20 protein-coding genes are annotated in these 23,422 nt (G+C 64.9%); 6 read left to right on the top strand and 14 right to left on the bottom strand.

Annotated elements, in window-relative coordinates; translation table 11 throughout:
* Positions 1-12 precede the first annotated feature (12 nt).
* From SJI00_RS03900 to SJI00_RS03875, 6 genes are all read left to right on the top strand, one after another.
* A complete protein-coding gene (locus tag SJI00_RS03900) occupies positions 13-1,467 on the top strand; it encodes a lytic transglycosylase domain-containing protein (RefSeq protein ID WP_322460415.1) in 1,455 nt (484 codons plus the stop codon).
* Positions 1,468-1,648: 181 nt separating this feature from the next.
* Complete coding sequence (locus tag SJI00_RS03895) at positions 1,649-3,475, top strand: extracellular solute-binding protein (RefSeq protein WP_416220996.1); 1,827 nt, start codon at positions 1,649-1,651, stop codon at positions 3,473-3,475.
* Positions 3,472-5,313, top strand: coding sequence for an extracellular solute-binding protein (locus SJI00_RS03890; RefSeq protein WP_322460413.1), 1,842 nt, complete (start codon positions 3,472-3,474; stop codon positions 5,311-5,313). Before SJI00_RS03895 ends, SJI00_RS03890 begins: the two co-directional genes overlap by 4 nt.
* 1 nt (position 5,314) lies before the next feature.
* A complete protein-coding gene (locus tag SJI00_RS03885) occupies positions 5,315-6,388 on the top strand; it encodes a microcin C ABC transporter permease YejB (RefSeq protein WP_322460412.1) in 1,074 nt (357 codons plus the stop codon).
* A gap of 1 nt (position 6,389) precedes the next feature.
* Positions 6,390-7,409, top strand: a complete 1,020-nt coding sequence (locus tag SJI00_RS03880; protein WP_322460411.1) for an ABC transporter permease — start codon at positions 6,390-6,392, stop codon at positions 7,407-7,409.
* 1 nt (position 7,410) lies between these two features.
* Complete coding sequence (locus SJI00_RS03875; RefSeq protein ID WP_322460410.1) at positions 7,411-9,021, top strand: ABC transporter ATP-binding protein; 1,611 nt, start codon at positions 7,411-7,413, stop codon at positions 9,019-9,021.
* A 99-nt stretch (positions 9,022-9,120) separates the two neighbouring features.
* Here SJI00_RS03875 and SJI00_RS03870 read toward each other — a convergent pair whose 3' ends face one another.
* From SJI00_RS03870 to SJI00_RS03805, 14 genes are all read right to left on the bottom strand, one after another.
* A complete protein-coding gene (locus SJI00_RS03870; RefSeq protein ID WP_322460409.1) occupies positions 9,121-9,822 on the bottom strand; it encodes a response regulator in 702 nt (233 codons plus the stop codon).
* Positions 9,819-12,467, bottom strand: coding sequence for a sensor histidine kinase KdpD (locus SJI00_RS03865; protein ID WP_322460408.1), 2,649 nt, complete (start codon positions 12,465-12,467; stop codon positions 9,819-9,821). Before SJI00_RS03865 ends, SJI00_RS03870 begins: the two co-directional genes overlap by 4 nt.
* Before the next feature lie 3 nt (positions 12,468-12,470).
* Complete coding sequence (gene kdpC / locus SJI00_RS03860; protein ID WP_322460407.1) at positions 12,471-13,037, bottom strand: potassium-transporting ATPase subunit KdpC; 567 nt, start codon at positions 13,035-13,037, stop codon at positions 12,471-12,473.
* A 10-nt stretch (positions 13,038-13,047) separates the two neighbouring features.
* Complete coding sequence (gene kdpB, locus SJI00_RS03855) at positions 13,048-15,096, bottom strand: potassium-transporting ATPase subunit KdpB (protein ID WP_322460406.1); 2,049 nt, start codon at positions 15,094-15,096, stop codon at positions 13,048-13,050.
* Positions 15,097-15,106: 10 nt separating this feature from the next.
* Positions 15,107-16,801 carry a potassium-transporting ATPase subunit KdpA gene (gene kdpA, locus SJI00_RS03850; RefSeq protein ID WP_322460405.1) on the bottom strand — a complete coding sequence of 565 codons (1,695 nt, stop codon included), beginning with the start codon at positions 16,799-16,801 and terminating at the stop codon, positions 15,107-15,109.
* Between the two features lie 8 nt (positions 16,802-16,809).
* Positions 16,810-16,899, bottom strand: a complete 90-nt coding sequence (gene kdpF / locus SJI00_RS03845) for a K(+)-transporting ATPase subunit F (protein WP_322460404.1) — start codon at positions 16,897-16,899, stop codon at positions 16,810-16,812.
* Positions 16,900-17,139: 240 nt separating this feature from the next.
* Positions 17,140-18,201, bottom strand: coding sequence for an AI-2E family transporter (locus SJI00_RS03840; protein ID WP_322460403.1), 1,062 nt, complete (start codon positions 18,199-18,201; stop codon positions 17,140-17,142).
* 11 nt (positions 18,202-18,212) lie between these two features.
* Entirely contained in the window at positions 18,213-19,007 is a 795-nt protein-coding gene (locus SJI00_RS03835; protein ID WP_322460402.1) for a DUF4892 domain-containing protein, read from the bottom strand.
* A gap of 109 nt (positions 19,008-19,116) precedes the next feature.
* Complete coding sequence (locus tag SJI00_RS03830) at positions 19,117-19,971, bottom strand: alpha/beta fold hydrolase (protein WP_322460401.1); 855 nt, start codon at positions 19,969-19,971, stop codon at positions 19,117-19,119.
* Complete coding sequence (locus SJI00_RS03825; RefSeq protein ID WP_322460400.1) at positions 19,968-20,756, bottom strand: alpha/beta fold hydrolase; 789 nt, start codon at positions 20,754-20,756, stop codon at positions 19,968-19,970. Before SJI00_RS03825 ends, SJI00_RS03830 begins: the two co-directional genes overlap by 4 nt.
* 97 nt (positions 20,757-20,853) lie before the next feature.
* On the bottom strand, positions 20,854-21,201 hold the full coding sequence (locus SJI00_RS03820) for a hypothetical protein (RefSeq protein ID WP_322460399.1): 348 nt from the start codon (positions 21,199-21,201) through the stop codon (positions 20,854-20,856).
* Positions 21,202-21,298: 97 nt separating this feature from the next.
* Entirely contained in the window at positions 21,299-21,754 is a 456-nt protein-coding gene (gene sixA, locus SJI00_RS03815) for a phosphohistidine phosphatase SixA (protein ID WP_322460398.1), read from the bottom strand.
* Positions 21,751-22,086 (bottom strand): DUF4389 domain-containing protein, encoded by a 336-nt coding sequence (locus SJI00_RS03810; RefSeq protein WP_322460397.1) that lies wholly within the window; start codon positions 22,084-22,086, stop codon positions 21,751-21,753. The genes sixA and SJI00_RS03810 overlap by 4 nt, the downstream gene beginning before the upstream one ends.
* 15 nt (positions 22,087-22,101) lie before the next feature.
* Positions 22,102-23,127, bottom strand: coding sequence for an NAD(P)H-dependent glycerol-3-phosphate dehydrogenase (locus tag SJI00_RS03805; protein ID WP_322460396.1), 1,026 nt, complete (start codon positions 23,125-23,127; stop codon positions 22,102-22,104).
* Positions 23,128-23,422 lie beyond the last annotated feature (295 nt).

Raw genomic sequence — 23,422 nt, 5'->3', positions numbered from 1 at the left:
ACGTGCCTGCCGATGTCCTTCCGTAGCCGCAGAACCTCTCATTCCATCGCCCTGAGGCGCCTGGCCCAGGCCAGTGCACTGGCCCTGACAGCCACACTGGTGGGCTGTCAGAGCGCCCCGAAGGTCGATGAGACCGACAGCGTTCGCGCGCCCAACTACCAGGTACGGATCAAGCACAAACCGGCGCCACGGGTCCTCGCCCCAGTCGTCGCCCAGGCGCCGCAAGACGTGTGGGTGCGTATGCGCCAGGGCTTTGCGCTGCAGGATGTCGACCTCAACCCGCGCATCGAGCAGCAACGCCTGTGGTTCGCCAACAATGCCCGGTCGGTCGAAGTGCTGGGCGATCGTGGCAGTCTGTACATGCACTACATCGTCGAGCGTCTCGAAGAGCGCGACATGCCGCTGGAACTGGCCCTGCTGCCCGCTATTGAAAGTGCCTACAACCCCATGGCCTATTCACGGGCCCATGCGGTTGGCCTGTGGCAGTTCATCCCCTCGACCGGGCGCCACTTCAACCTGCGCCAGACCAACTTCTATGACGGTCGCCGCGACATCACCGCTTCGACCAACGCAGCACTCGACTACCTGAGCCGTCTGCACGACATGTTCAACGGCGACTGGCTGCTCGCCCTCGCCGCCTACAACGCCGGCGAAGGCACGGTCAGCCGCGCCATCGAGCGCAACGAGCGCCTGGGCCTGCCCACCGACTACTGGAACCTGCCGCTGCCGCAGGAAACCCGTGACTACGTGCCCAAGCTGCTGGCCCTGTCACAGGTGGTGAACACGCCCGAAGCCTATGGCGTCAACCTCAGCCCCATTGCCAACGAACCCTATTTCGCAGCCGTGGCGATCAGCGACCGTCTCGACCTGGCGCGCGTTGCTGCCTTTGCCGATATCGACGAGGACGAGTTGATCCAGCTCAACCCGGCGTTCAAGAAGCGCATGACCGTCGACGGCCCGCAGCAACTGCTGGTGCCAACGGCCAAGGCGCAATTGCTGGCCACCAGCCTGTCCAACCTCAAGCCTGAGCAACTGGTCAGCCTGCAGCCCAACAAGGCGGTATTCCAGGCAGCGTTGGCCGAAGTTCAAGTACCCGCGGCAGCCGCTTCGCGCAGTTATCGGGTCAAGCGCGGCGATAATCTCGGCGCCATTGCTCGCGCCAACCGGGTGTCGGTACGCGACCTGCAACGGTGGAATCGCCTCTCCGGCTCCAGCCTCAGAGCCGGTCAAGTGCTGGCCCTGCGCGGCGCCAGTGCACCCAGCGCTCCAAGCGCCCCGAGCGCCGCTGCCAACCGAGTCGCTACAGCGCAGAAGCGCTCCACGCAATACAAGGTGCGCAAGGGCGATTCGCTGTATCTGGTCGCCAAGCGCTTCAACGTTGAAATGCAGCACCTCAAGCGCTGGAATCCTCGCAGTGGCCAAGCACTCAAGCCGGGGCAGACCCTGACCGTGTACGTGGGCCGCTGACCTTTGCCAGAGCGCCCTGACGTGTCCTGCTGACGCCTCGCACCCCGAGGCGTCGACCCCGCCTCCAAAGCGCTTCGACAGCCGTTTCCCAGTGCTATACCAGGGTGTCTTTTTCCATCCCTGACAAGCTGTTACTGTAGCCCGACCCAAGCCCAATGCCTCTGGATCGGATGCCGACTTGATACGTCCCCTCCTGCTGTCAATCAGTCTGGCCTTGAGCTTCCCCGCCAGCGCTACCGTGAGCGAAAGCCATGGCTACGCGCAGTTCGGCACGCTCAAGTACCCAGCCAGCTTCACCCATTTCGACTGGGTCAATCCGCAAGCGCCCAAAGGCGGCACATTGCGGGCCATGGCCTTTGACACGTTCGATACCCTCAACCCCTATACCTTCAAGGGGTCGAGCCCGGTCAGCACGCGCAACTTCGGCCAATATGGCATCAGCGAGCTGAACGAGACGCTGATGGTCGGCACCGGCCAGTACGACCCGTCCGGCGACGAACCCACGTCCAGCTATGGCCTGATCGCACGCTCGGTGGAGTACAGCGAGGACCGCAGTTGGGTGGTGTTCAACCTGCGCCCCGAAGCGCGCTTCCACGACGGCAAACCCATCACCTCGGCCGATGTGGCGTTCTCCTATCGCACGTTGCTCAACGAAGGCCATCCGCAGTACCGCACCAACCTTCAGGAAGTGCAGCGGGTCGACATCCTCGGCCCGCTGCGCATTCGCTTCGTCTTCAAGCGCGCCGGCAACCCGTTGCTGATCCTGCGCCTGGGCGAAATGCCGGTACTGCCCAAGCATTACTGGGAAAAACGCGACTTCAAGGCCACCACGTTCGAGCCGCCGCTGGGCAGCGGCCCGTATCGCATCACGCAGGTACTGCCCGGCCGGCGTCTGGTGTTCGAGCGAGTCAAGGATTACTGGGGCAAGGATCTGCCGGTCAATCGCGGCAAGTACAACTTCGACGGCGTGGAGTTCGAGTTCTACCGCGACGCCACGGTGGCTTTCGAGGCCTTCAAGGCGGGTGAATTCGACATCTACATCGAGCACCAGGCGAAGAACTGGGCCACCAGCTACAACTTCCCGGCCGTGCGCCGCGGCGAGGTGATCAAGGCGCAGATCCCGCACCGCATCCCGACCCAGACCCAAGGCCTGTTCATGAACAGCCGCCGCGCACCCTTCGATGACCCCAATGTGCGCCAGGCCCTGGGCTTGATGCTCGATTTCGAATGGAGCAACCGCGCCCTGTTCAACGACGCCTACAAGCGCTCGACCAGCTACTACCCCAACAGTGAGTTCGCCGCCAGCGGCCTGCCCGTGGGCAAGGAATGGCTGCTGCTCAAACCGTTTCGCGATCAATTACCCAGCGAACTGTTCACCCAGCCGTATCAGGTCAGCCATACCAGTGGCAATGGCATACCCCGCGAAAGCCTGCGCCGCGCCCTGGCGCTCTTCGCCAAGGCGGGCTATGCCCTTGACGGCCAACGCCTGGTCGATGCCAAGGGGCAACCGCTGCGCCTGGAGATCCTCCTGGTCAACCCGAACCTGGAACGCATCTTCCAGCCCTACGTGGAAAACCTGAAGCGCATCGGCATCAGTGCCGGCCTGCGCACCGTGGACCGCGCCCAGTACAAGCAGCGCCTGGACCAGTTCGACTTCGACATGATCCTCATGACCCTCGGCCAGACTCTCAGCCCGGGCCTTGAGCAGTGGCAGTACTTCCACTCCAGCCAGGCCGCGATCAAGGGCAGCAAGAACTACGCGGGCATCGACGACCCGGTGGTCGATCACCTGCTCGACAGGCTGCTCGCCGCGCAGAGCCGCGATGACCAGGTGGCCGCGGCCAAAGCCCTGGACCGCGTGCTGTCCTGGCACTACTACATGATTCCTAACTGGTACCTCGACAATCACCGTCTGGCTTACCGCAACCGGTTCGCCTTCGTCGCCACGCCGCCCTACACCCTGGGGCTGAACAGCTGGTGGCGCAAAACTCCGGAGACCACACCATGAAGCCGATGCCTCGCCTGGGCGCACTGGCCGCCGGCCTGATGCTCGCCTGCCTCAACCTGGGGGCCACCGCCGCGCCGCAACATGCGCTGACGTTATACGACGAGGCGCCCAAATACCCGGCCAACTTCACCCACTTCGACTACGTCAATCCGGACGCGCCCAAAGGCGGCACTTTCCGCCAGTCCAGCTTCGGCAGCTTCGACAGCCTCAATCCGTACATCACCAAAGGTGTGCCGGCCGAGAACATCTCGATCATCTACGACACCCTGATGCGCCAGAGCCTGGACGAGCCGTTCACCGAATACGGGCTGGTCGCCGGCAAGATCGAGAAAGCCCCGGACAACCGCTGGGTGCGTTTCTACCTGCGCCCGGAGGCACGTTTCCATGACGGCCACCCGATGCGCGCAGAAGACGTCGCGTTCAGCTTCAACGCACTGGTTACCCAGGGCGCACCGCTGTACCGCCAGTACTACGGCGATGTCGACAAGGTGGTCGTGGAAAACCCGCTGCAGGTCCGCTTCGACTTCAAACACGGCACCAACCGCGAGCTACCGATGATCCTTGGCCAGCTGCCGGTGCTGCCCAAGCATTGGTACGCCAATCGCGAGTTCGCCCGCGGCAACCTGGAAATCCCGCTGGGCAGCGGGCCGTACAAGGTCGCCGAGGTCAAGCCGGGACGCTCGATCCGCTACGAGCGCGTCAAGGACTACTGGGCCAAGGACCTGCCGCTCAACCGCGGCCTGTACAACTTCGATGCCATGACCTTCGACTCCTACCGCGACAATGTAGTGGCGCTCGAAGCGCTGAAGGCCGGGCAGTTCGACTTCTGGGAAGAACGCATTGCCAAGAACTGGGCCACGGCCTATAACGTGCCCGCCGTGCGCGAGGGCCGGCTCAAGCGTGAAGAGCTGCCCAATGGCACGCCAAGCGGCATGCAGGGTTTCGTCTTCAACCTGCGTCGGCCGCTGTTCCAGGACATTCGCGTGCGCGAAGCGCTCAGCCAACTATTTGACTTCGAATGGGCCAACAAGCAGTTGTTCAGCGGCGCCTATACGCGCACCGGCAGCTATTTCGAGAACTCCGACATGGCTGCCAAAGGCCTGCCGGGCCCGGCTGAGCAGGCCATTCTGCAACCGCTGAGCGGGCAGATTCCGCCGCGAGCACTGACCGAGGCGTTCCACAATCCGGTCACCGACGGCAGTGGCATGATTCGCGAGCAGCAACGCAAGGCCTATGGCCTGCTGCAAGCGGCCGGTTGGAAGATCGTCGACGACAAGATGGTCGATGCCCAGGGTAAGCCGGTGGTGATCGAGTTCCTGCTGGCGCAGCCCGAATTCGAGCGGGTGTTGTTGCCGTTCAAGCGCAACCTGGCCGATCTCGGCATCGAGCTGAGTATCCGCCGCGTGGATGTGTCGCAGTACATCAACCGGGTCCGCTCGCGCGACTTCGACCTGATGGTCGGCGGCTTTGCGCAATCCAGCTCGCCGGGTAACGAACAACGTGAGTTCTGGTCCAGCGCCGCTGCCGACAACCCTGGCAGCCGTAACTACATCGGCCTGCGCGACCCGGCCATCGATCAATTGGTCGAATCGCTCATCAATGCAGATTCACGCCAGTCGCTGGTCGATCACGCCAAGGCCCTGGACCGCGTGCTGCTGTGGGGCTACTACGTGATCCCCAACTGGCATATCAAGACCTGGCGCGTGGTGTACTGGGACCACATCGGTCACCCGCCCGCCTACCCCAAGTCCGACATCGGCATCGACACCTGGTGGATCAAGCCCGAGGTAAAACCCTCGGTCGTCACAAACCCCGTCCCCGCTGCCGAGGCCCACTGACATGCTGGCCTATATCCTGCGGCGCCTGCTGCTGATCATTCCGACCCTGCTGGGCATCCTGGTCATCAACTTCATCATCGTGCAAGCCGCGCCGGGCGGGCCGGTCGAGCAGATGATCGCCAAGCTCGAAGGCTTCGAGGGGGCCACCAGCCGGATTGCCGGCGGTGGTGCAGAAGTGTCGGTGGCCGGCTCCAACTACCGCGGCGCGCAAGGCCTGGACCCCGCCCTGATCGCCGAAATCGAGCACATGTACGGCTTCGACAAGCCAGCGCCTGAGCGGCTGTGGATCATGATCAAGAACTACGCCCACCTGGACTTCGGCGACAGCTTCTTTCGCGACGCCAAGGTCATCGACCTGATCGTCGAGAAGATGCCGGTGTCGATCTCGCTGGGGTTGTGGAGCACCTTGATCATGTACCTGGTGTCGATTCCGCTGGGCATCGCCAAGGCGGTGCGGCACGGCAGCCACTTCGATGTCTGGACCAGCTCGGCGATCATCGTCGGCTACGCAATTCCTGCGTTCCTGTTCGCCATCCTGCTGATCGTGCTGTTTGCCGGCGGCAGCTATTTCGACTGGTTCCCGTTACGCGGGCTGACCTCCAACAACTTCGATGAGCTGTCCGCCACCAGCAAGGTGCTCGATTACTTCTGGCACCTGGTGCTGCCGATCACTGCATTGGTGGTCGGCAACTTCGCCACCATGACCCTGCTGACCAAGAACAGCTTCCTCGACGAAATCAACAAGCAGTACGTGGTCACGGCCAAAGCCAAGGGTCTGAGCCGTTCGCGGGTGCTGTACGGGCATGTGTTCCGCAACGCCATGCTGCTGGTGATCGCCGGCTTTCCGTCGGCGTTCATCGGCATTTTCTTCACCGGCTCTCTGCTGATCGAAGTGATCTTCTCGCTCGACGGCCTGGGCCTGATGAGCTTCGAGGCGGCGATCAACCGTGACTACCCTGTGGTCTTCGGCACCCTGTTCATCTTCACCCTGCTGGGGCTGGTGGTGAAGCTGATCGGCGACCTGACCTACACCTTGGTCGATCCGCGTATCGATTTCGCCAGCAGGAAGCACTGACATGGCCCTCTCTCCTCTCAACCGTCGACGCTTCGAGCGTTTCAAGGCCAACCGCCGCGGCTGGTGGTCGCTGTGGCTGTTTCTCGTTCTTTTCGGCCTGAGCCTGGGCGCCGAGCTGATCGCCAACGACAAACCCATCGCGGTGCACTACGACAACACCTGGTATTTCCCGGCCTTCAAGCGCTATCCGGAAACCACCTTCGGCGGCGAGTTCCCGCTGGAAGCCAACTACAAGAGCCCATACATCCGCGAGCTGCTGGCCAAGCAAGAGGCCTGGGTGCTCTGGGCACCTATTCCCTTCAGTTACCAGAGCATCAACTACGACCTCAAAGTGCCGGCCCCTGCCCCGCCCTCGGCAGACAACTGGCTGGGCACCGACGACCAGGGCCGTGATGTATTGGCGCGGGTGATCTACGGCTTCCGCATTTCGGTGCTGTTCGCCCTGACCCTGACCATCGCCAGTTCGATTATCGGTGTGATCGCCGGGGCCTTGCAGGGCTATTACGGCGGCTGGGTGGACCTGGCCGGGCAGCGCTTTCTGGAAATCTGGTCGGGGCTGCCGGTGCTGTACCTGCTGATCATCCTCGCCAGCTTCGTGCAGCCCAACTTCTGGTGGCTGCTGGGCATCATGCTGCTGTTCTCGTGGATGAGCCTGGTGGATGTGGTGCGCGCCGAGTTCCTGCGCGGGCGCAACCTTGAATACGTGCGCGCCGCCCGGGCCTTGGGCATGCGCGACGGGGCAATCATGTACCGGCACATATTGCCCAATGCAATGATCTCCACCATGACCTTCATGCCGTTCATCCTCACGGGCGCCATCGGCACCCTGACCGCCCTGGACTTCCTCGGCTTCGGCCTGCCCGCCGGCGCACCGTCGCTGGGCGAGCTGGTGGCCCAAGGCAAATCCAATCTGCAGGCGCCCTGGCTGGGCATCAGCGCCTTTGCCGTGCTGGCGGTGATGCTGAGCCTGCTGGTGTTCATTGGCGAATCCGCCCGCGACGCCTTCGATCCGAGAAAATGACATGACTGAACAGAACCTGATCGAAGTCCGCGACCTGGCCGTCGAATTCCTCAGCGGTGACCAGGTCAACCGCGTGGTCGATGGCATCAGCTTCGACATCCGCCGTGGCGAAACCCTGGCCCTGGTGGGCGAGAGTGGCTCGGGCAAGTCGGTGACGGCGCACTCGATCCTGCGCCTGCTGCCCTACCCGCTCGCGCGCCACCCCAGCGGCAGCATCGGCTACCAGGCGCAGGACTTGCTCACGCTCGGCGAAAAGCCGATGCAGCGCATTCGCGGCAACCGCATCGCGATGATCTTCCAGGAGCCGATGACCTCGCTCAATCCGCTGCACAACATCGAAAAGCAGATCAACGAAATCCTCTTGCTGCACAAGGGCCTGACCGGGCCGCAGGCCACTGCACGCACGATAGAGCTGCTGGAGCTGGTGGGTATTCCCGAGCCGCACAAACGCCTCAAAGCCCTGCCCCATGAACTCTCGGGCGGGCAGCGCCAGCGGGTGATGATCGCCATGGCCTTGGCCAATGAGCCGGAGCTGCTGATCGCCGATGAGCCCACCACGGCGCTGGACGTGACCGTGCAGTTGAAGATCCTCGAACTGCTCAAGTCCCTGCAGGCGCGCCTGGGCATGGCACTGCTGCTGATCAGCCATGACCTCAACCTGGTACGGCGCATCGCCCACCGCGTGTGCGTGATGCAGCAGGGCAAGATCGTCGAACAGGCCGAGTGCGCCAGCTTGTTCGAGGCGCCGCAGCACCCCTACACACAGATGCTGATCAACGCCGAACCTACCGGCGACCCGGTGCCGAATCCGGCCGGTGCAGCGTTGCTGGAAGTCGATGACCTGAAAGTGTGGTTCCCGATCAAGAAGGGCTTCCTGCGGCGCACGGTCGATCACGTCAAGGCGGTCAACGGTATCCACTTCAGCCTGCCGCAGGGGCAGACCCTGGGCATCGTCGGTGAGAGTGGCTCAGGCAAGTCGACGCTGGGCCTGGCGATCCTGCGCCTGATCGCCAGCGAGGGTGCCATCCGCTTCGACGGCCAGTCGCTGGAAGGCCTCGACCCGCAGCAGGTCAGGCCACTGCGCCGGCAGATGCAGGTGGTGTTCCAGGACCCGTTCGGCAGCCTCAGCCCGCGCATGAGCGTGGCCGACATCGTCGGCGAAGGTCTGCAGATCCACCGTATCGGCACCGCCGAAGAACGCGAAGCCGCGATCATCGCGGCGTTGCAGGAAGTGGGCCTGGACCCGGCCACCCGCCACCGCTATCCGCATGAGTTCTCTGGCGGCCAGCGCCAGCGCATTGCGATTGCCCGTGCCCTGGTGCTCAAGCCCGCACTGATCCTGCTGGATGAACCCACCTCGGCGCTGGACCGCACCGTACAGCGGCAGGTCGTGGAGCTGTTGCGTTCGCTGCAGCGTAAATACAACCTGACCTACCTGTTCATCAGCCACGATCTGGCGGTGGTGAAAGCCTTGAGCCATCAGCTGATGGTGATCAAGCAGGGCCAGGTGGTGGAGCAAGGGGACGCTCAGCGCATTTTTCAGGATCCGCAGCATGCCTATACCCGGCAGTTGCTGGAGGCGGCGTTTCTACGCCCGGCAGGGGATGTCTAGCGCCTCGCCCCGACGAGCAGGCTGTTGGGTGGTGACGGCCTGCTCACTGGACGCCGCAAAGCTGCCGTTCGGCAGGCACCGCGTTCGCGAGGCAGGGCGCTAACCCGCCAGCAGGCGATAGCCTACGCCGACTTCGGTGTGGATGAAGCGCGGCGCCGTCGGATCATCACCCAGTTTCTGGCGCAGGTGCCCGACCACGATGCGCAGGTAATGCGTGTCATGTACGTGACTCGGGCCCCAGATGTCCTTGAGCAATTGTTGCTGGGTAATGACCCGACCGGGATGGCGGGCCAACTGCGCCAGCAGGCTGTACTCCTTGCGGGTCAGCTCGACGGCCGCACCGGCCAGGCTGACGCGGCGCTCGGCCAGGTCGATGGTCAGCGGCCCGAGGCTGATCGTGGGCGCCCCTGCGCCCACGGGCAGGCCGCCACTCGCCGAGGAGCGAAGCAACGCGCGAACCCGGGCGAGAAACTCCTGAATGCCAAACGGCTTGGTCACGTAGTCATTGGCTCCGCCGTCCAGGGCATCGACCTTCTGCACTTCGCTGGCGCGTACCGACAGCACCATCACCGGCACCGCACTCCACTCGCGTAGCGCCAGCAACACCTGCTGGCCGTCCATGTCCGGCAGGCCCAGGTCAAGCACCACCAGGTCCGGTTGTGCCAGCGCAGCCTGGGCCAGCCCATCACCGCCCGTGGCGGCCTCGATCACCTGGTAGCCCTGCGAGCTCAGGCTGATGCGCAGGAACTTGCGGATCTGCGGTTCGTCATCAATGACCAGCACGGTAGCGGACAGGTTCATGGGGCCTCGGTATCGGGCTGCTCGGGAAGCGGCAAGCATAAGGTGATGCAGGTGCCCTGGCCATCCAGCCCGTCACTCACTTCGATGTGGCCACCGTGGGCGCCAATCATGCCTTGGCAGATGGCCAGGCCCAGCCCCGTGCCCTGCCCACCGCGGTCGCCGCGGGCAGCGGTGTAGAACATGTCGAAAATCTGGCTGCGCTCGGTTTCAGGAATGCCCGGACCCTCGTCGCTCACCGCCAGGCGCAACTGCCCGGGACGCGTCTCGACCTGCACCCGCAGGCGGCCGTGGACCGGTGAGAAGCGCGCGGCGTTTTCCATGACGTTGACCAACGCTTGCTCGATCAGCGCGGCGTGGACGAACAGCAGCGGGGCGTCGGCCGGTACCTGACACTGTACGTCCAAGGATGCCAGCACGCTGTGCAAGCGCTGCAGGGCACTGCCAACGATGTCGGCCGGGGCTACCCAGTCGCGGGCCAGTGCCAGCGCGCCATGGCCGAGACGGGTCATGTCGAGCAGGTTCTGGATGTAGCGGTCCAGGCGCTCGGCCTCATCACGGGTGCCTTCCAGCAACTCGCGGCGATCTGCGGCGGGAATCACTTCGCCCAAGGCCAGCAGGCTGTCGATGCTGCCGCGCATGGCCGTCAGCGGCGTGCGCAGGTCGTGGGACACCGAGGCGAGCAAGGCGCTGCGCAGTTGTTCGGTTTCGCCCTGCAAGCGTGCGGCCTCCAACTGCTCGGCCAGATTGACCCGGGCCAGGGCCAGGGTCAACGGCTGGGCCAGTGCGCGCAGTCGCATCAGGCGCTGGCGGCCAAGTGGACGCGTCGTGGTAGAGCAGGCAGCGAGCAAGGCCAAGGACTGGTCGTCATCGCGCAAGGGCCACCACCACCAGCGCCCGTCAGGCAAGGTGTCTGTGCCCGCTCCGGCCGCCTGACCGTGCTGCCAGGCCCAGTCGGCGGCGGCGCGCTCGTTGACGGTGAAGGCCTGCTGTTCATTTCCTGACACCGTCAAACCCGCATTGGCCTCACGCTGCACCACGCAGACTTGCTGTCCTTCGCCACCGTTTAGGTGTAGCGCCGCCGCGGCGAACACTGCCTGGCGATCAGTGGCCAGGGCCAGGCGCTGGGACAGTTCCAGCAGTTGCCGGGTCTCGTCCTGGGTGCGCCGCAGCGCCTGCAGTTGCCGCCGCTGCCGCGCCGCCAGGTTGCCAGTGAGCGCAGCCATCAGCAGGAAGAACAGCAAGGTCAGGACATCTTCTTCACGCTGGATGCTCAACGAGAAATTCGGAGCGATGAACAGGTAGTCGTAGCTCAGGAACGACAGCACCGCGCAGGTCAGCGCCGGGCCCAGGCTGCTGCGCACCGCCACCAGCAGCACCGCCGCGAGGAACACCAAGGATATGTTCGGCAGCTCCAGCACGCTCGACACGGACCAGGCCAGGCCCGCCGCCAGCACGGTGGCGAGCATCGCCAGCACATAGTGACGCAGCGGCCCCAGGGGCCGGCTGAGCGGCACCCGCGGCACGGCGTCCGGCTCTGCATCGAATACCGTGATTTCCAGGCCGCAACGCTGACGTAGCAGGCGTACACCGACCCCGGCGCCGAACACTGGACGGTACCAACGGCGGCGGCTCTGCCCGACCAGCAGCAGGCTGGCCCTGCGCTCGTGGGCGTGCTGCACCAGCGTTTTGGCCACCTGCGCAGCACGCAGCACCACGACTTCACCCCCCAGGCGCTCTGCCAGGTGCTGGGCGGCCTGCAAACGTTGCCTGCTGGTGTCGTCCCGTGTTTGACCACGGTCTACATGCACCAGGCTCCACGGCAGGTGGCGACGCTGGGCGACGCGGCTGGCATGGCGCACCAGCCGTTCGGCCTGCGCATCGCCATCGACACCGACCAGCAATCGTCCCTGCAATGCCGGTGCCTGCTCACCCCGCTGCCGATAGCCCTGGGCCAGATCTGCGTCGACCTGCGCCGCTGCCGTGTGCAACGCCAGCTCACGCAAGGCGCTGAGGTTGGTCTGCGAGAAGAACGCATCAATGGCGGCCCGCGCCTGCTCGGGGACGTACACCTTGCCTTGGCGCAAGCGCTCGAGCAGTTCGCGCGGCGGCAGGTCGATGAGCACCAGCTCGAAGGCTTCCTGCACGACCCAGTCCGGCACGGTCTCGCGAACCTGCACACCCGTGATGCCCCGCACTTTGTCGTTCAGGCTTTCCAGGTGCTGGACGTTGAGCGTGGTGTACACGTCGATACCCGCGGCCAGCAGTTCCTGAACATCCTGCCAGCGTTTGGCATGGCGGCTGCCGGGCACGTTGCTGTGGGCCAGTTCGTCCACCAGCGCCAGTTGCGGGTGGGCGGCCAGCAGCGCGTCGAGGTCCATCTCCTGCAGCGGTACGCCGCGGTGATCGCGGCGCAGCAGCGCGACCTGGGGCAGATCGACCAACAACGCCTCGGTTTCGTTGCGCCCGTGGCTTTCCACCACGCCGGCCAGCACCTCGACGCCCTGACGACGGCAACGGTGGGCGGCCTGGAGCATGGCGTAGGTCTTGCCCACCCCGGGCGCGGCACCGAGAAACACCTTCAGCCGCCCCCGCCCCTGGCGCGGCAATGCGTTGAGCAGCGCGTCGGCACGTTGCGCATCAGTCATGGATCATCCTTTCGTGGGCAGGGGCGCGAGGCGGTCCAGCGCCTGGTTGAGCAGCAGCACATTGACCACCGGTGGGCCGATCAGTGGGCGCAGCGTGGCGTCATCGATCAAGGCTTGCAAGTGCGACGCTGGCAACCCGCGCACCGCCGCCACGCCCGGCACCTGCCAGGCCACTGCCGCCAGCGGCAAGTGGGGGTCGAGGCCGCTGCCGGAGGTGCTCAGCAGTGCCATTGGCACGGCACCTTGGCTGGTGCCCTGCCAGCGCTGGGCATCGGCCGTGATGCGCTGCACCAGCGCCGGATTGCTCGGCGCCAGGTTGCTGGCAGCGCTGGGCAGCGTGGCGTAGTCGCCCGCCGAAGGACGCGACTGAAACCAGCCAGCACCGTTCAAGGGCTGGGCGATCAGCGTCGAGCCGCGCACCCGGCCGGTGTCATCGCGCAGCAGGCTACCGTTGGCCTGGACCGGGAACAGCCATTGGCCCAGCCCGGTAACGAGCAACGGGTAGAGCCCGCCTGTGAGCAACGTCAGCAATAGCAACAGACACAGCGCCGGGCGCAGGTAGGGGGTCATGGCAGTCTCCTCAGACCAGATTCAGGGCAGTGAGCAGCAGGTCGATCGACTTGATCCCGGCGAACGGCACTACCAGCCCGCCCACGCCGTAGATCAGTAGGTTGCGGCGCAGCAGTTGGGCAGCGCTGGTGGCCTGCACCGGCACCCCACGCAGGGCCAGAGGGATCAGCGCGACGATGATCAGCGCATTGAAGACGATGGCCGAGAGGATCGCGCTCTGCGGGCTGTGCAGGTGCATCAGGTTGAGCACACCGAGCTGCGGGTAGATGGCCGCGAACAGCGCCGGCAGGATGGCGAAGTACTTGGCCACATCATTGGCGATGGAAAAGGTAGTCAACGCGCCGCGGGTGACCAGCAGCGCCTTGCCGACCTGCACCACGTCCAGCAGCTTGGTCGGGTCGCTGTCCAGATCGACCATGTTGGCCGCCTCGCGAGCCGCTTGCGTGCCTTCGTTCATGGCCACACCGACGTCGGCCTGGGCCAAGGCCGGGGCGTCATTGGCACCATCGCCACACATGGCCACCAAGCGACCCTGCGCCTGTTCCTGGCGGATCCGCGCCAGCTTCTTCTCAGGAGTGGCCTGGGCCAGCACATCGTCGACCCCGGCCTCGGCGGCAATCGCGGCGGCGGTCAGCGGGTTGTCCCCGGTGATCATCACCGTGCCGATGCCCATGGCACGCAGGGCGGCGAAGCGCTCGCGAATGCCGGGCTTGACCACGTCCTTGAGGTGAATGGCACCCATCAGCTGCGCGTCGATGCACACCAGCAACGGCGTGCCGCCGCTCTGGGCGATGCGCTCGACCTCAGCACGTACCGAGGCCGGCAGGTGCGCGTCGGCCAGACCGACCACGTCAAGCACAGCATCGACAGCGCCCTTGCGGTAGCGTTGCTGCCCGACATCGACTCCAGATAGCCGTGTCTGCGCGCTGAAGGCAATGGTCTGGCACTCGGCGGCGTCGGGCTCGGCCAACGTATAGGCGGTGCGGACGAACTCGGCAACCGACTTGCCCTCGGCCGTGTCGTCGCCCAACGAGGCAATCAAGGCGGCATGGGCCAGCGCTTCAGGGGTGACGCCCGGCGCACTGTGCAAGGCGGTGCAGCGGCGGTTGCCAAAGGTGATGGTGCCGGTCTTGTCCAGCAACAGGGTCTGGACATCCCCAGCGGCTTCCACCGCACGCCCGGAGCGAGCGATCACGTTGAGCCGTACCAGCCGGTCCATGCCAGCGATACCGATGGCCGACAGCAGTCCGCCGATGGTGGTTGGGATCAGCGTCACCAACAGCGCAGCGAGAAAGATCAGCGGCAGCCCTGCTCCGGAGAAACGCGCAAAGGGCTGCAAGGTCACCACCACGATGAGAAACACCAGCGTCAGGCCGATCAGCAGCAGGTCGAGAGCGACCTCGTTCGGCGTTTTCTGCCGCTTGGCGCCCTCGACCAGCGCCACCATGCGGTCGAGGGTGGAGTCGCCGGGGTTGCTGGTAATGCGTACCAGCAGGCGGTCGGAAACCAGTCGAGTATTACCCGTGACCGCCGAGCGATCACCGCCGGACTCACGAATCACCGGCGCCGATTCGCCGGTGATGGCTGCCTCATTGACTGCAGCGATGCCTTCGAGCACCTCGCCATCGGCGGGAATCAGCTCCCCGGCGCGCACCTGGACCACATCGCCTTTGACCAGCGTGCCGGCCGCGACGGTCGAAAAGTGTCCATCGTCGCCGCGGCGGCGTGCCTGCAGGCCCTGGCTGCCGGCCCTGAGGCTATCAGCACGGGCCTTGCCGCGACCCTCGGCGAGGGCTTCGGCAAAGTTGGCGAACAACACGGTGAACCACAGCCACAGGGTGATCTGCACGGCAACGCCGGTGCTGACGCCATTGTCAGGGGTCAGGCACAGCACGGTGGTCAGCAACGCGGCCACGGCCACCACCAGCATCACCGGTGAGCGCTTCAGTTGACGCGGGTCGAGCTTGACGAAGGCTTGCACCAGCGCCGGGCGCCACAGCGCGCGCAAACGCGTGGCCTGGCTGGCAGGGGTGCCGAGATCGGCAACAGGCAGGTTCATGGTCGATTCCTCAGAAGCCCAGGCTCAAATGTTCGGCGATCGGCCCAAGGGCCAGGGTCGGCAGGAAGGTCAGCCCGCCAACCAGCAGTACGGTCATCAACAGCAGGCTGGCGAACAGCACGCCGTGGGTGGGGAAGCTGTCCGCGCCAGACGCTGCACCGCGCTTGGCGGCCAGGCCGCCGGCCAGCGCCAGCACTGGCAGGATGTAGCCAAAGCGGCCGATCAGCATGGCCAGCCCGAGCAGGACATTGTGCAGGGGCGTGTTGGCGCCAAAGCCGGCGAACGCCGAGCCGTTGTTGGCGGTGCTGGAGGTGTAGGCGTAGAGCAGTTGGCTGAAACCATGCGGCCCAGGATTGCTCAACGCCCCTTCGGCACCGGGCAAGCTGGCTGCAATCGCGCCGAGTACCAGCGCACCCACCGGCATCACCAGCAGGGTCGCGACCAGCAGTTTCACCTCACTGGCCTGCAGTGACTTGCCCAGGTAATGCGGGGTTCGCCCGATCATCAGTCCGGCCAGGAATACCGCGATCATCACGAACAGCAACATGCCGTACAGCCCTGCCCCGACACCGCCGAAAATCACTTCACCGAGCATCATGTTGGCCAGTGCTACCAGGCCTGTCAGCGGATTGAGGCTGTCGTGCATGGCGTTCACCGAGCCATTGGACGCTGCCGTTGTGGTGACCGCCCACAGCACCGAGCCAGTGGTGCCAAAGCGCGACTCCTTACCCTCCAAGGGTGCGGCCTGTTCAATCAGTGCACTGGCCAACGCCGGGTTAGGCTGGTGTTCGGCCCATAGGGCCGTTGCCCCGCCGAGCAGGAACAGCGCCAACATGCAGCCGAGAATCGCGCGGCTCTGGCGCAGGTCTTTCACGTAATGACCGAAGGTGAACACCAGCGCGACAGGGATCAGCACGATGCTCACCAGCTCGAACAGGTTGCTCCAGGCGCTGGGGTTTTCGAACGGGTGAGCCGCGTTGACGCCAAAGAAGCCGCCACCATTGGTGCCCAGTTGCTTGATCGCTACCTGGCTGGCGACCGGACCCATGGGCAAGGTCTGCTCATTGCCCTGGAGCGTGACGGCCTGCACCTGGTCGATGAAGGTCTGTGGCACGCCCTGCCAGATCAACAGCAAGGCCAAGAGCAGGCTCAGCGGTAGCAGGCCATAGAGCGTGGCGCGGGTCAGGTCGACCCAGAAGTTGCCAATGCTGCTGGCCGAGCGCCGTGCGATGCCGCGGCACAGGGCAACCAGCACGGCCAGGCCGGTAGCGGCGCTGACGAAGTTCTGCACAGTCAGCCCAAGCATCTGGCTGAACATGCTGAGGGACGCTTCGCCACTGTAAGCCTGCCAGTTGGTGTTGGTCACGAAGCTCACGGCGGTATTGAACGCCAGCGACCACGACTGCCCCGGCAGATGCTGCGGATTGAGGGGCAGAACGCCTTGCAGGGCAAGAACGGCCAGCAACAGCGCCAGCCCAGCCAGGTTGAACGTAACAAGCGCCAGGGCGTATTGCTGCCAGGTCTGCTCGCGGCGTGAATCCACCCCCGCCAGACGGTAGGCGGCGCGCTCTAACGGGCTTAGGAGCGGGGTCAGCCAAGTCCGCTGGCCCTCCATCACACGGTAGTAGAAACGTCCTAGCCAGGGTGCCGGGAGCAGGACAAGCAGGAAGAAACCGAGCAGCAATGCGTAGTCATGATTGTGCATGGCCACTCCTAACTGCGCGCGGCGCGCAACAGCGCCACCAGCAGGTAGACCGCCAGCGCGAGGGCCAGTAGCAGTGAAAGGGTGTCAAGGATGGACATCGATCGATTCCCCGGGGTAATGGCGTTGAGTGCCTGGGGGAAATTGTCCGAGGGAGGGCCGTAAAGGGGCCAGAATGATTGCGCAGTCGGGGCGTAAAGAATCTGTAAAAACAGCGCCGTGGAGGGGCAAACCTCCGCTGCCCGGTTGATCTGCTCCGGGGCAGCGGAATGATTTCACTGCATGTCGTGGAGCCTGCTGATAAGCGCCCTGGACTCCCTACAGTGGCGCAACCCGTTGGTCTACAACTGCGGTCCTGGGGTGCTGCTACTGGTCGGATTGCGACTCCAATCAAGCAACAAGCTATACCCCACCGCCAGCAACGTCGGGCCAATGAACAAGCCGATGAAGCCGAACGCGATCAACCCGCCAAACACCCCCAGCAACACGATCACCAGCGGCAGGTTACCGCCGCGGCTGATCAGGTAGGGTTTGAGCACGTTGTCCACGCCGCTGATCACGAAGGTGCCCCAGATGCCGAGGAATATGGCCATGCCGTATTCGCCCTTCCAGGCCAGCCAGGCGGTGGCCGGCAGCCAGGCCAGCGGCGGGCCCATGGGGATCAGGCTGAGCATGAAGGTGACCAGGCCCAGCACGATGGCGCCGGGCACACCTGCGATGAGGAAGCCGATCAGGGCCAGCACGGCTTGCGCCGCCGCCGTGCCGATCACCCCGTTGACCACCCGCTGCACAGTGCCGGCGACCAGGTCCAGGTAGTAGCCGGCGCGCTCGCCGACCAACCGTTGCAGCAGGCGCAGGACGAACGCTGCCAGGCGTGGCCCATCGCGATAGAAGAAGAACACGAACACCAGGCTCAGGCTGAGTTCGAGAATGCCGCTGCCGATCTGCGCACTGCGGGCCAATAGCCAGTTGCCGGTCTGGCCCAGGTAGGGCTTGACCGAGGCCAGCAGCGCGGGCCCTTGCTGATCGACGGTGTCCCACATGCTGACCAGCCGCTCACCCACCAGCGGGATGGCGCCCAGCCAGGTCGGCGCCTCGGGAAGCCCATCGACCTGAACATCGCGCACGAATGCGGTGGCATCGCGGATATGGTCGGCCAGGTTGAAGCCCAACCACACCAGCGGCAGCACCGCCACCACGATCCACACGCCGGTGAGCATGCCCGCCGCCAGGGTTTCGCGACCGCCCAGCACCCGGGTCAACAGGCGCATCAACGGCCAACTGGCAAAGGCCAGGATGGCGCCCCATAGCAGCGCGGAAATGAACGGTGCCATGACCCAAAGGCCGGCGCCCAGCAGGGCCAGCAACAGGATCTGCACGAACAGACGATCATGGTTGGGCATGGGGGGGCTACTCAGCGGATCAGCTCCAGATGCAGGCCGTCGGTAGCGGTGTCACCGACCTCGAGCCGGGCGCTGCGCACACCCGCCTTGATCAGTTGCTCGCGCCAGGCTTGAGCCTCGGCACCGCTCAGGGTAGCGCGCAGGGTGCTGTCGAGGTTCAGGCTGCGCCCGAGCAGCGTGACCCAGGCCGGTTGTGGCTCACCCAGGTCAGGGTAATCAAGCTTGCCGGTGTCGCGCATTTCGCGCAGCACCGTGGCGGCGGTCGGCAGCAGTTCGCCCAGTGGCGCGGCAGCGACGAATTCTTCGACGTGCAGGTAGGCGCGGCGATTGCCACGGGTCACGCTATACAGGGCCACCAGGGTATCGGCCTCTTCGGCCGAGCGGCGCAGCAGGATGAAGGCCTGTTGTTCGTCGCCGCCGTTGAGCCGCGCATTGGCAAACACGTCATTGGCCCACAGGCTGGCCTCGCCGCAATCACGGCCCTGGCACCAGAACAGCGGGTAACCGCCGTCGCCCTGCAGCGCTTCGCGGGCACTGGTGAAGGCCTCTCGGGCACTGCGCTCGACTGGCAACTCGTAGGTCAGCGAGCTGACCTGCCCGCGGGCCTCGACCTTGTCATCGACGCGCAGGCGGCCGCTGATCTTGCGCAACGGCCCCATGGGGTAGACGCGTTCCTGCTCCACCGCTGGGCGTTGATCAACGACTTTTGCGTCCTGCGGCACTGGCAGGCTTGCGGCCATCAACCAGGGGCTGGACAACGCGAGGCACAGGCCCAGGGCGCTGCGCACGGAAACGGTGGCGCTCATCGGCCACCCTCACGGCCCACAAGGCCGGAATGACACGTTTGGATGTTTGGCATGGAAACGGCTCTCTCCCTAGTCAGCCCGGCAAGCCTCGGCACTTGCCGGGTGCAAGTCAAGGAAAGCCAAAGAAGCGATTGAAACAGTCTGCAACAAGGCCTGCGCCTGCGGTGTCGTTCAGGTGCAGATGATGCCCCCCTGCTAGCACGCTCTGGGTAAAGGGTAGTTGCTCAAGCAGCGCGGTGTGTCGCACCAACAGACCCTCGGCCGCCACTACCAGGCAGGCAGGGCACTGTACCCGGTGCACGAAGGCCAGCGCCTGCCGCTCACTCAGGCGCAGCGGCGATGGCAGGGTGAGGCGGCTGTCGCTGCGCCAGCTATAGCCTCCCGGCACCGGCATCAGACCGCGCTGGGCCAAGTACTCGGCGGCCTCATGACTGACCGCGATCATGCCCTTCATGCGCGCGTTGACGCCCTCCTCGAGCGTGCGGTAGACCGTTTTCGGTCGGCCCTCCCGACGTAACTGGGCGGTCAGCGCCATGCCAAGGCGCTCGGCGGCGTCGCTCTGCGCGCCGGTAGGCGGTACCACACCATCAATCAGCGCCAGGTGGCTGACGCGCTCGGGCAGTGCACCGGCCAACTGCACGCTGATCACCGCGCCCAGGGAATGGCCGAGCAGCGCAAAGCGTTTCCATCCTAGTCGCTCGGCCACACACAACACGTCAAAGGTGTAGTCGGCCAAGGTGTAGCTCGCGCCTGGCGGGCGATGCGCTGAATGACCGTGCCCGGCCAGATCCAGGGCGACGATGCGCAAACCACGCAACTGCGGTGCCAGGCGAGCGAAGCTGTTGGCGTTGTCCAGCCAGCCGTGCAACGCGATCACCGGTAGACCGTCGACCGGCCCGAACAGGTGCGCAGCCAGCTCGATGTGGCCAAGATTCAGGCGTACTTCTTCCACTTCGGCCGTCATGCCTGCCCCCAACGCGCAAACAGCGCCTTGAGGAGCCCGGCGGTGTCAGCCGGCCGCTCCAATGGAAACATGTGCCCGCCCGGCAGACAGTGATACTCGCCCTGCGGCAATCCACGAACCGCCAGGCCGTGGTGCCGCCGGACCACCCCGCTGGCCGCGCCCCGCACCAAGGCCACGGGCAAGTGCAGCTGGCGCGCAGGCTTGGGGCTCATGTGGGGAATGGTGCGATAGATGCTGATTTCCGTGGCGGGGTCGAAGCGCAACCGCAAGCCTTGCTCGGCAGCCTGCAAACCATGTTCAAGGTAAGCCTCGAGGCAGTCGGGATCGAACGCGCGGAACAAGGTCTTGCCGGCAAAGTAAGCACGGGCGCTGTCACGGTCGGCGAAGGCTTCGCGCCGGCCCAGCGTGCGCCCGGCCGGTGTGATGCGATCGATGAATCCCAGACGCTTGGCCAGGTGGATGACCCATTGATCGGCGCGGGTCAGCAGCGGTGAATCGAGCATGACGATGCCGCGGTAGAACTGCGGCGCACGCAAGGCGGCGTGCAGGTGCAGCAGCCCCCCCAGCGAGTGGCCCACGCCCCACACGGGCGCCGCTTGCAAGGCCAGGTGGTGGAGCAGTTCGGCGACCAGTTGCTGCCAGTTGTCATCGACGGGAAAGCGCGGATCGTGACCATGCTGATCAAGATGGCTGACCTCGTAATCCGGACCCAGCGCGGCAAACAGCTTGCCGTAGGTGGCCGATGGAAAGCCATTGGCATGAGCGAAGAAGATAGGCTGCGGCATGGCGCCAGGTCCGAACACAGAATGGTCGCCCATTGTCGGTGCGCGCTTACGCGGCGGCAATGTCCAGAACGGTCATTGCCCACGCCGATCAGGTCAGTCAGGGTTCGTCGAAGCTGAGCAAGGAGCGCCTCAGGCAGGCCTGCATGTAGGCTACTTGAGCCAACAGCGCATCGCGGGCCAACGCCTGGTCGCGTTGCGCCAGCGCGCGCTGGCGCAGTGCAAGGCAACTGCTCTGCAACAGGTGTGCCATGCGGCCGCTGATCACGCGCAGTTCTTCCAGGTCATCGAGGTCGTCGAACTTGCGAATCAGCTGATCGAGTCGAACGTTGGCGCAGTCTTGCAGGATGCGGTATTCCGCGAAGTCAAGCGGCTGGTGGTTGTCCACTTTCACCATTGTGGGTCGCAGTTGCGCCGAACCCACCAATTGCAGATACCGAATGCTCATCAATACCACTTCCTTGGGCTCGCCCTCGCGTTGTAGGCAAAAACTAGCAAGGCAGACCTTGTAGCGGCAACTGACAAAAATGTCAGTTGCGCGCCGCTCAGCAGTGGTGGATGGCCTTGAGCGTCATCAGCCCTGGCAGCGGCCAATCACCCTCCAACTGGGCCAGGCTGGCCGTGCCCATGGCCGTGGGATGTTGCCGGTGCCCGTGCTGCAGCACCGCCACCAGATTGCCCACCAGCGGCTGGTGGCTGACCAGCAGCACCTCCTCCAGCCCCAGGCGCTCCAGCTCGGCGATGACCTGATCGACTTCGCCGTCGGGTGTCAGCCAGTCCACGGTGATCACCGCCTCAGCCGGGCTGAGCGCACCGTGCACCAGCGCTGCCGTCTGCTGGGCGCGCACATAGGGGCTGGCCAGAATCGCCTGCAGCGGCAGGCCACGCAGGTGCGCGGCGCTGTGCAGGACCTGATCGCGGCCGTGGGCAGTCAAGCGGCGGTCAGCATCGCTGTCGGCTCGTGGCTCGGCCTCACCATGGCGTAGTATCCAGAGCTTCACGGCTTGGGCGCCTGATCAGGTGCCGCTTGCACAACGTGCGGCGTTTCGCCCTCGGGCGGACGTGGGCTCGGCCAGTCGGCGAACGGCCAGGGTTTCTGCTCGGTGTGGAAGGTGCCGAAGCGACCGATCTGCGCCAGATACTGGCTCAGGCTGTCGCCCAGGTTCATCACGCTGGCACTCGGCGCGCCGTAGACCAGCCGATAGATCAGTTGCACCAGCACCAGGGCGCCGAGCAGCACCTCGGCCAGCTGCCAGACCAGCAGGAAGACCAGCATCCACAGCACGCGCAGCAGAAGCGATTCGCGTTGGCTGTGTTCCGGGGTTGCGCTCATGTGTCACTCCTTGGATCAGTTGAAGCCGTCGATCGAAATGAAGTCGACGTCGGTCTTGGGTTCGGCGCGCATCAGGTGCTCGATGACCTGGTCCAGCGTACGCCCTTCGAAAAGAATCGCATGCAGGCCCGCGACCAGGGGCATGTATACCTGCACCTGTTCAGCCTTGGCCTTGAGCACCTTGATGGTATTGACGCCTTCAGCGACTTCACCCAGGCGCTCGACCGCCTCGGCCAGCGACAAGCCCTGCCCTAGCGCCTGACCCACCTGGTAGTTGCGGCTCTTGGGCGATGAGCAGGTGACGATCAGATCGCCCACGCCGGCCAGGCCCAGGAACGTCATGGGGTTGGCGCCCTGGCTGACGGCAAAGCGCGTCATCTCCGCCAGCGCGCGGGTGATCAGCATGCTCTTGGTGTTTTCCCCCATGCCCAAGGCAGCGGCCAGGCCTGCAATGATCGCGTAGACGTTTTTCAGCGCGCCGCCCAGTTCGACGCCAAAGCGATCGTTGCTGGCGTAAACGCGGAAGGTACGGCCATGGAGCACCGACTGTACCTGCTGGCACAGCGCGTCGTCTTCGCTGGCCACCACGGTGGCGGTGAGTGCGTGCTCGGCGATTTCACGGGCAAGGTTGGGGCCCGACAGCACGCCAATGCGCGCCTGAGGGGCGATTTCCTCGACGATCTGGCTCATGAGCTTGAAGCTTTGCGCCTCGATGCCTTTGGTCAGGCTGATCAGGCCCTTGCCGCCGAGCAGCGCCGCATGCGGGGCCAGCACCGTGCGCAAGGCGCTGGACGGCAGGGCAATGAACATCAGTTCGCAGGCCTGCAAGGTGGCGAGCAGGTCACTGACCGGCTCCACCCCGTCGTGTAGGCGAATGCCTTTGAGGTAGCGCGGGTTCTCACGATTGACGCGCATGGCTTCGGCCTGCTGCGGATCACGCATCCACTGGCGCACCGGCACGCCGTTTTCGGCCAGCAGATTGGCTACGGCAGTGCCGAAGCTACCGCCCCCAAGCACCGCGACAGGTTGCTGTTCAGTCATATTTCATCCATCAAAACAGTGAGTTGATTGCGCCGCGTGCATTATACGGGCGGGCTACTGCATCACCAGCGCTACTTGGCGGCCACGCCCCGTCAGCCGGGTTCACTGGTAAAAGCCGTGCGGTGGTTTACCATAGCCGGCTTGCCCCTGAATCAAGGCTGCATCCGTGTTCCCTGGCCTCCCCGCACGCTGCTCGCGACGCACAGCCCTTCCGGACGGCATCGCCGTGGCTGCTGGCCAGCGTTCGCGCGTGGAGCGCCTGCTCGAACCTGTGACCGCGGTGGCAAGCAAACAA

The sequence above is a fragment of the Pseudomonas gebzensis genome, assembly GCF_034427815.1.
GTDB lineage: Bacteria > Pseudomonadota > Gammaproteobacteria > Pseudomonadales > Pseudomonadaceae > Aquipseudomonas.
This window is presented reverse-complemented; position numbering and strand designations above follow the sequence as displayed.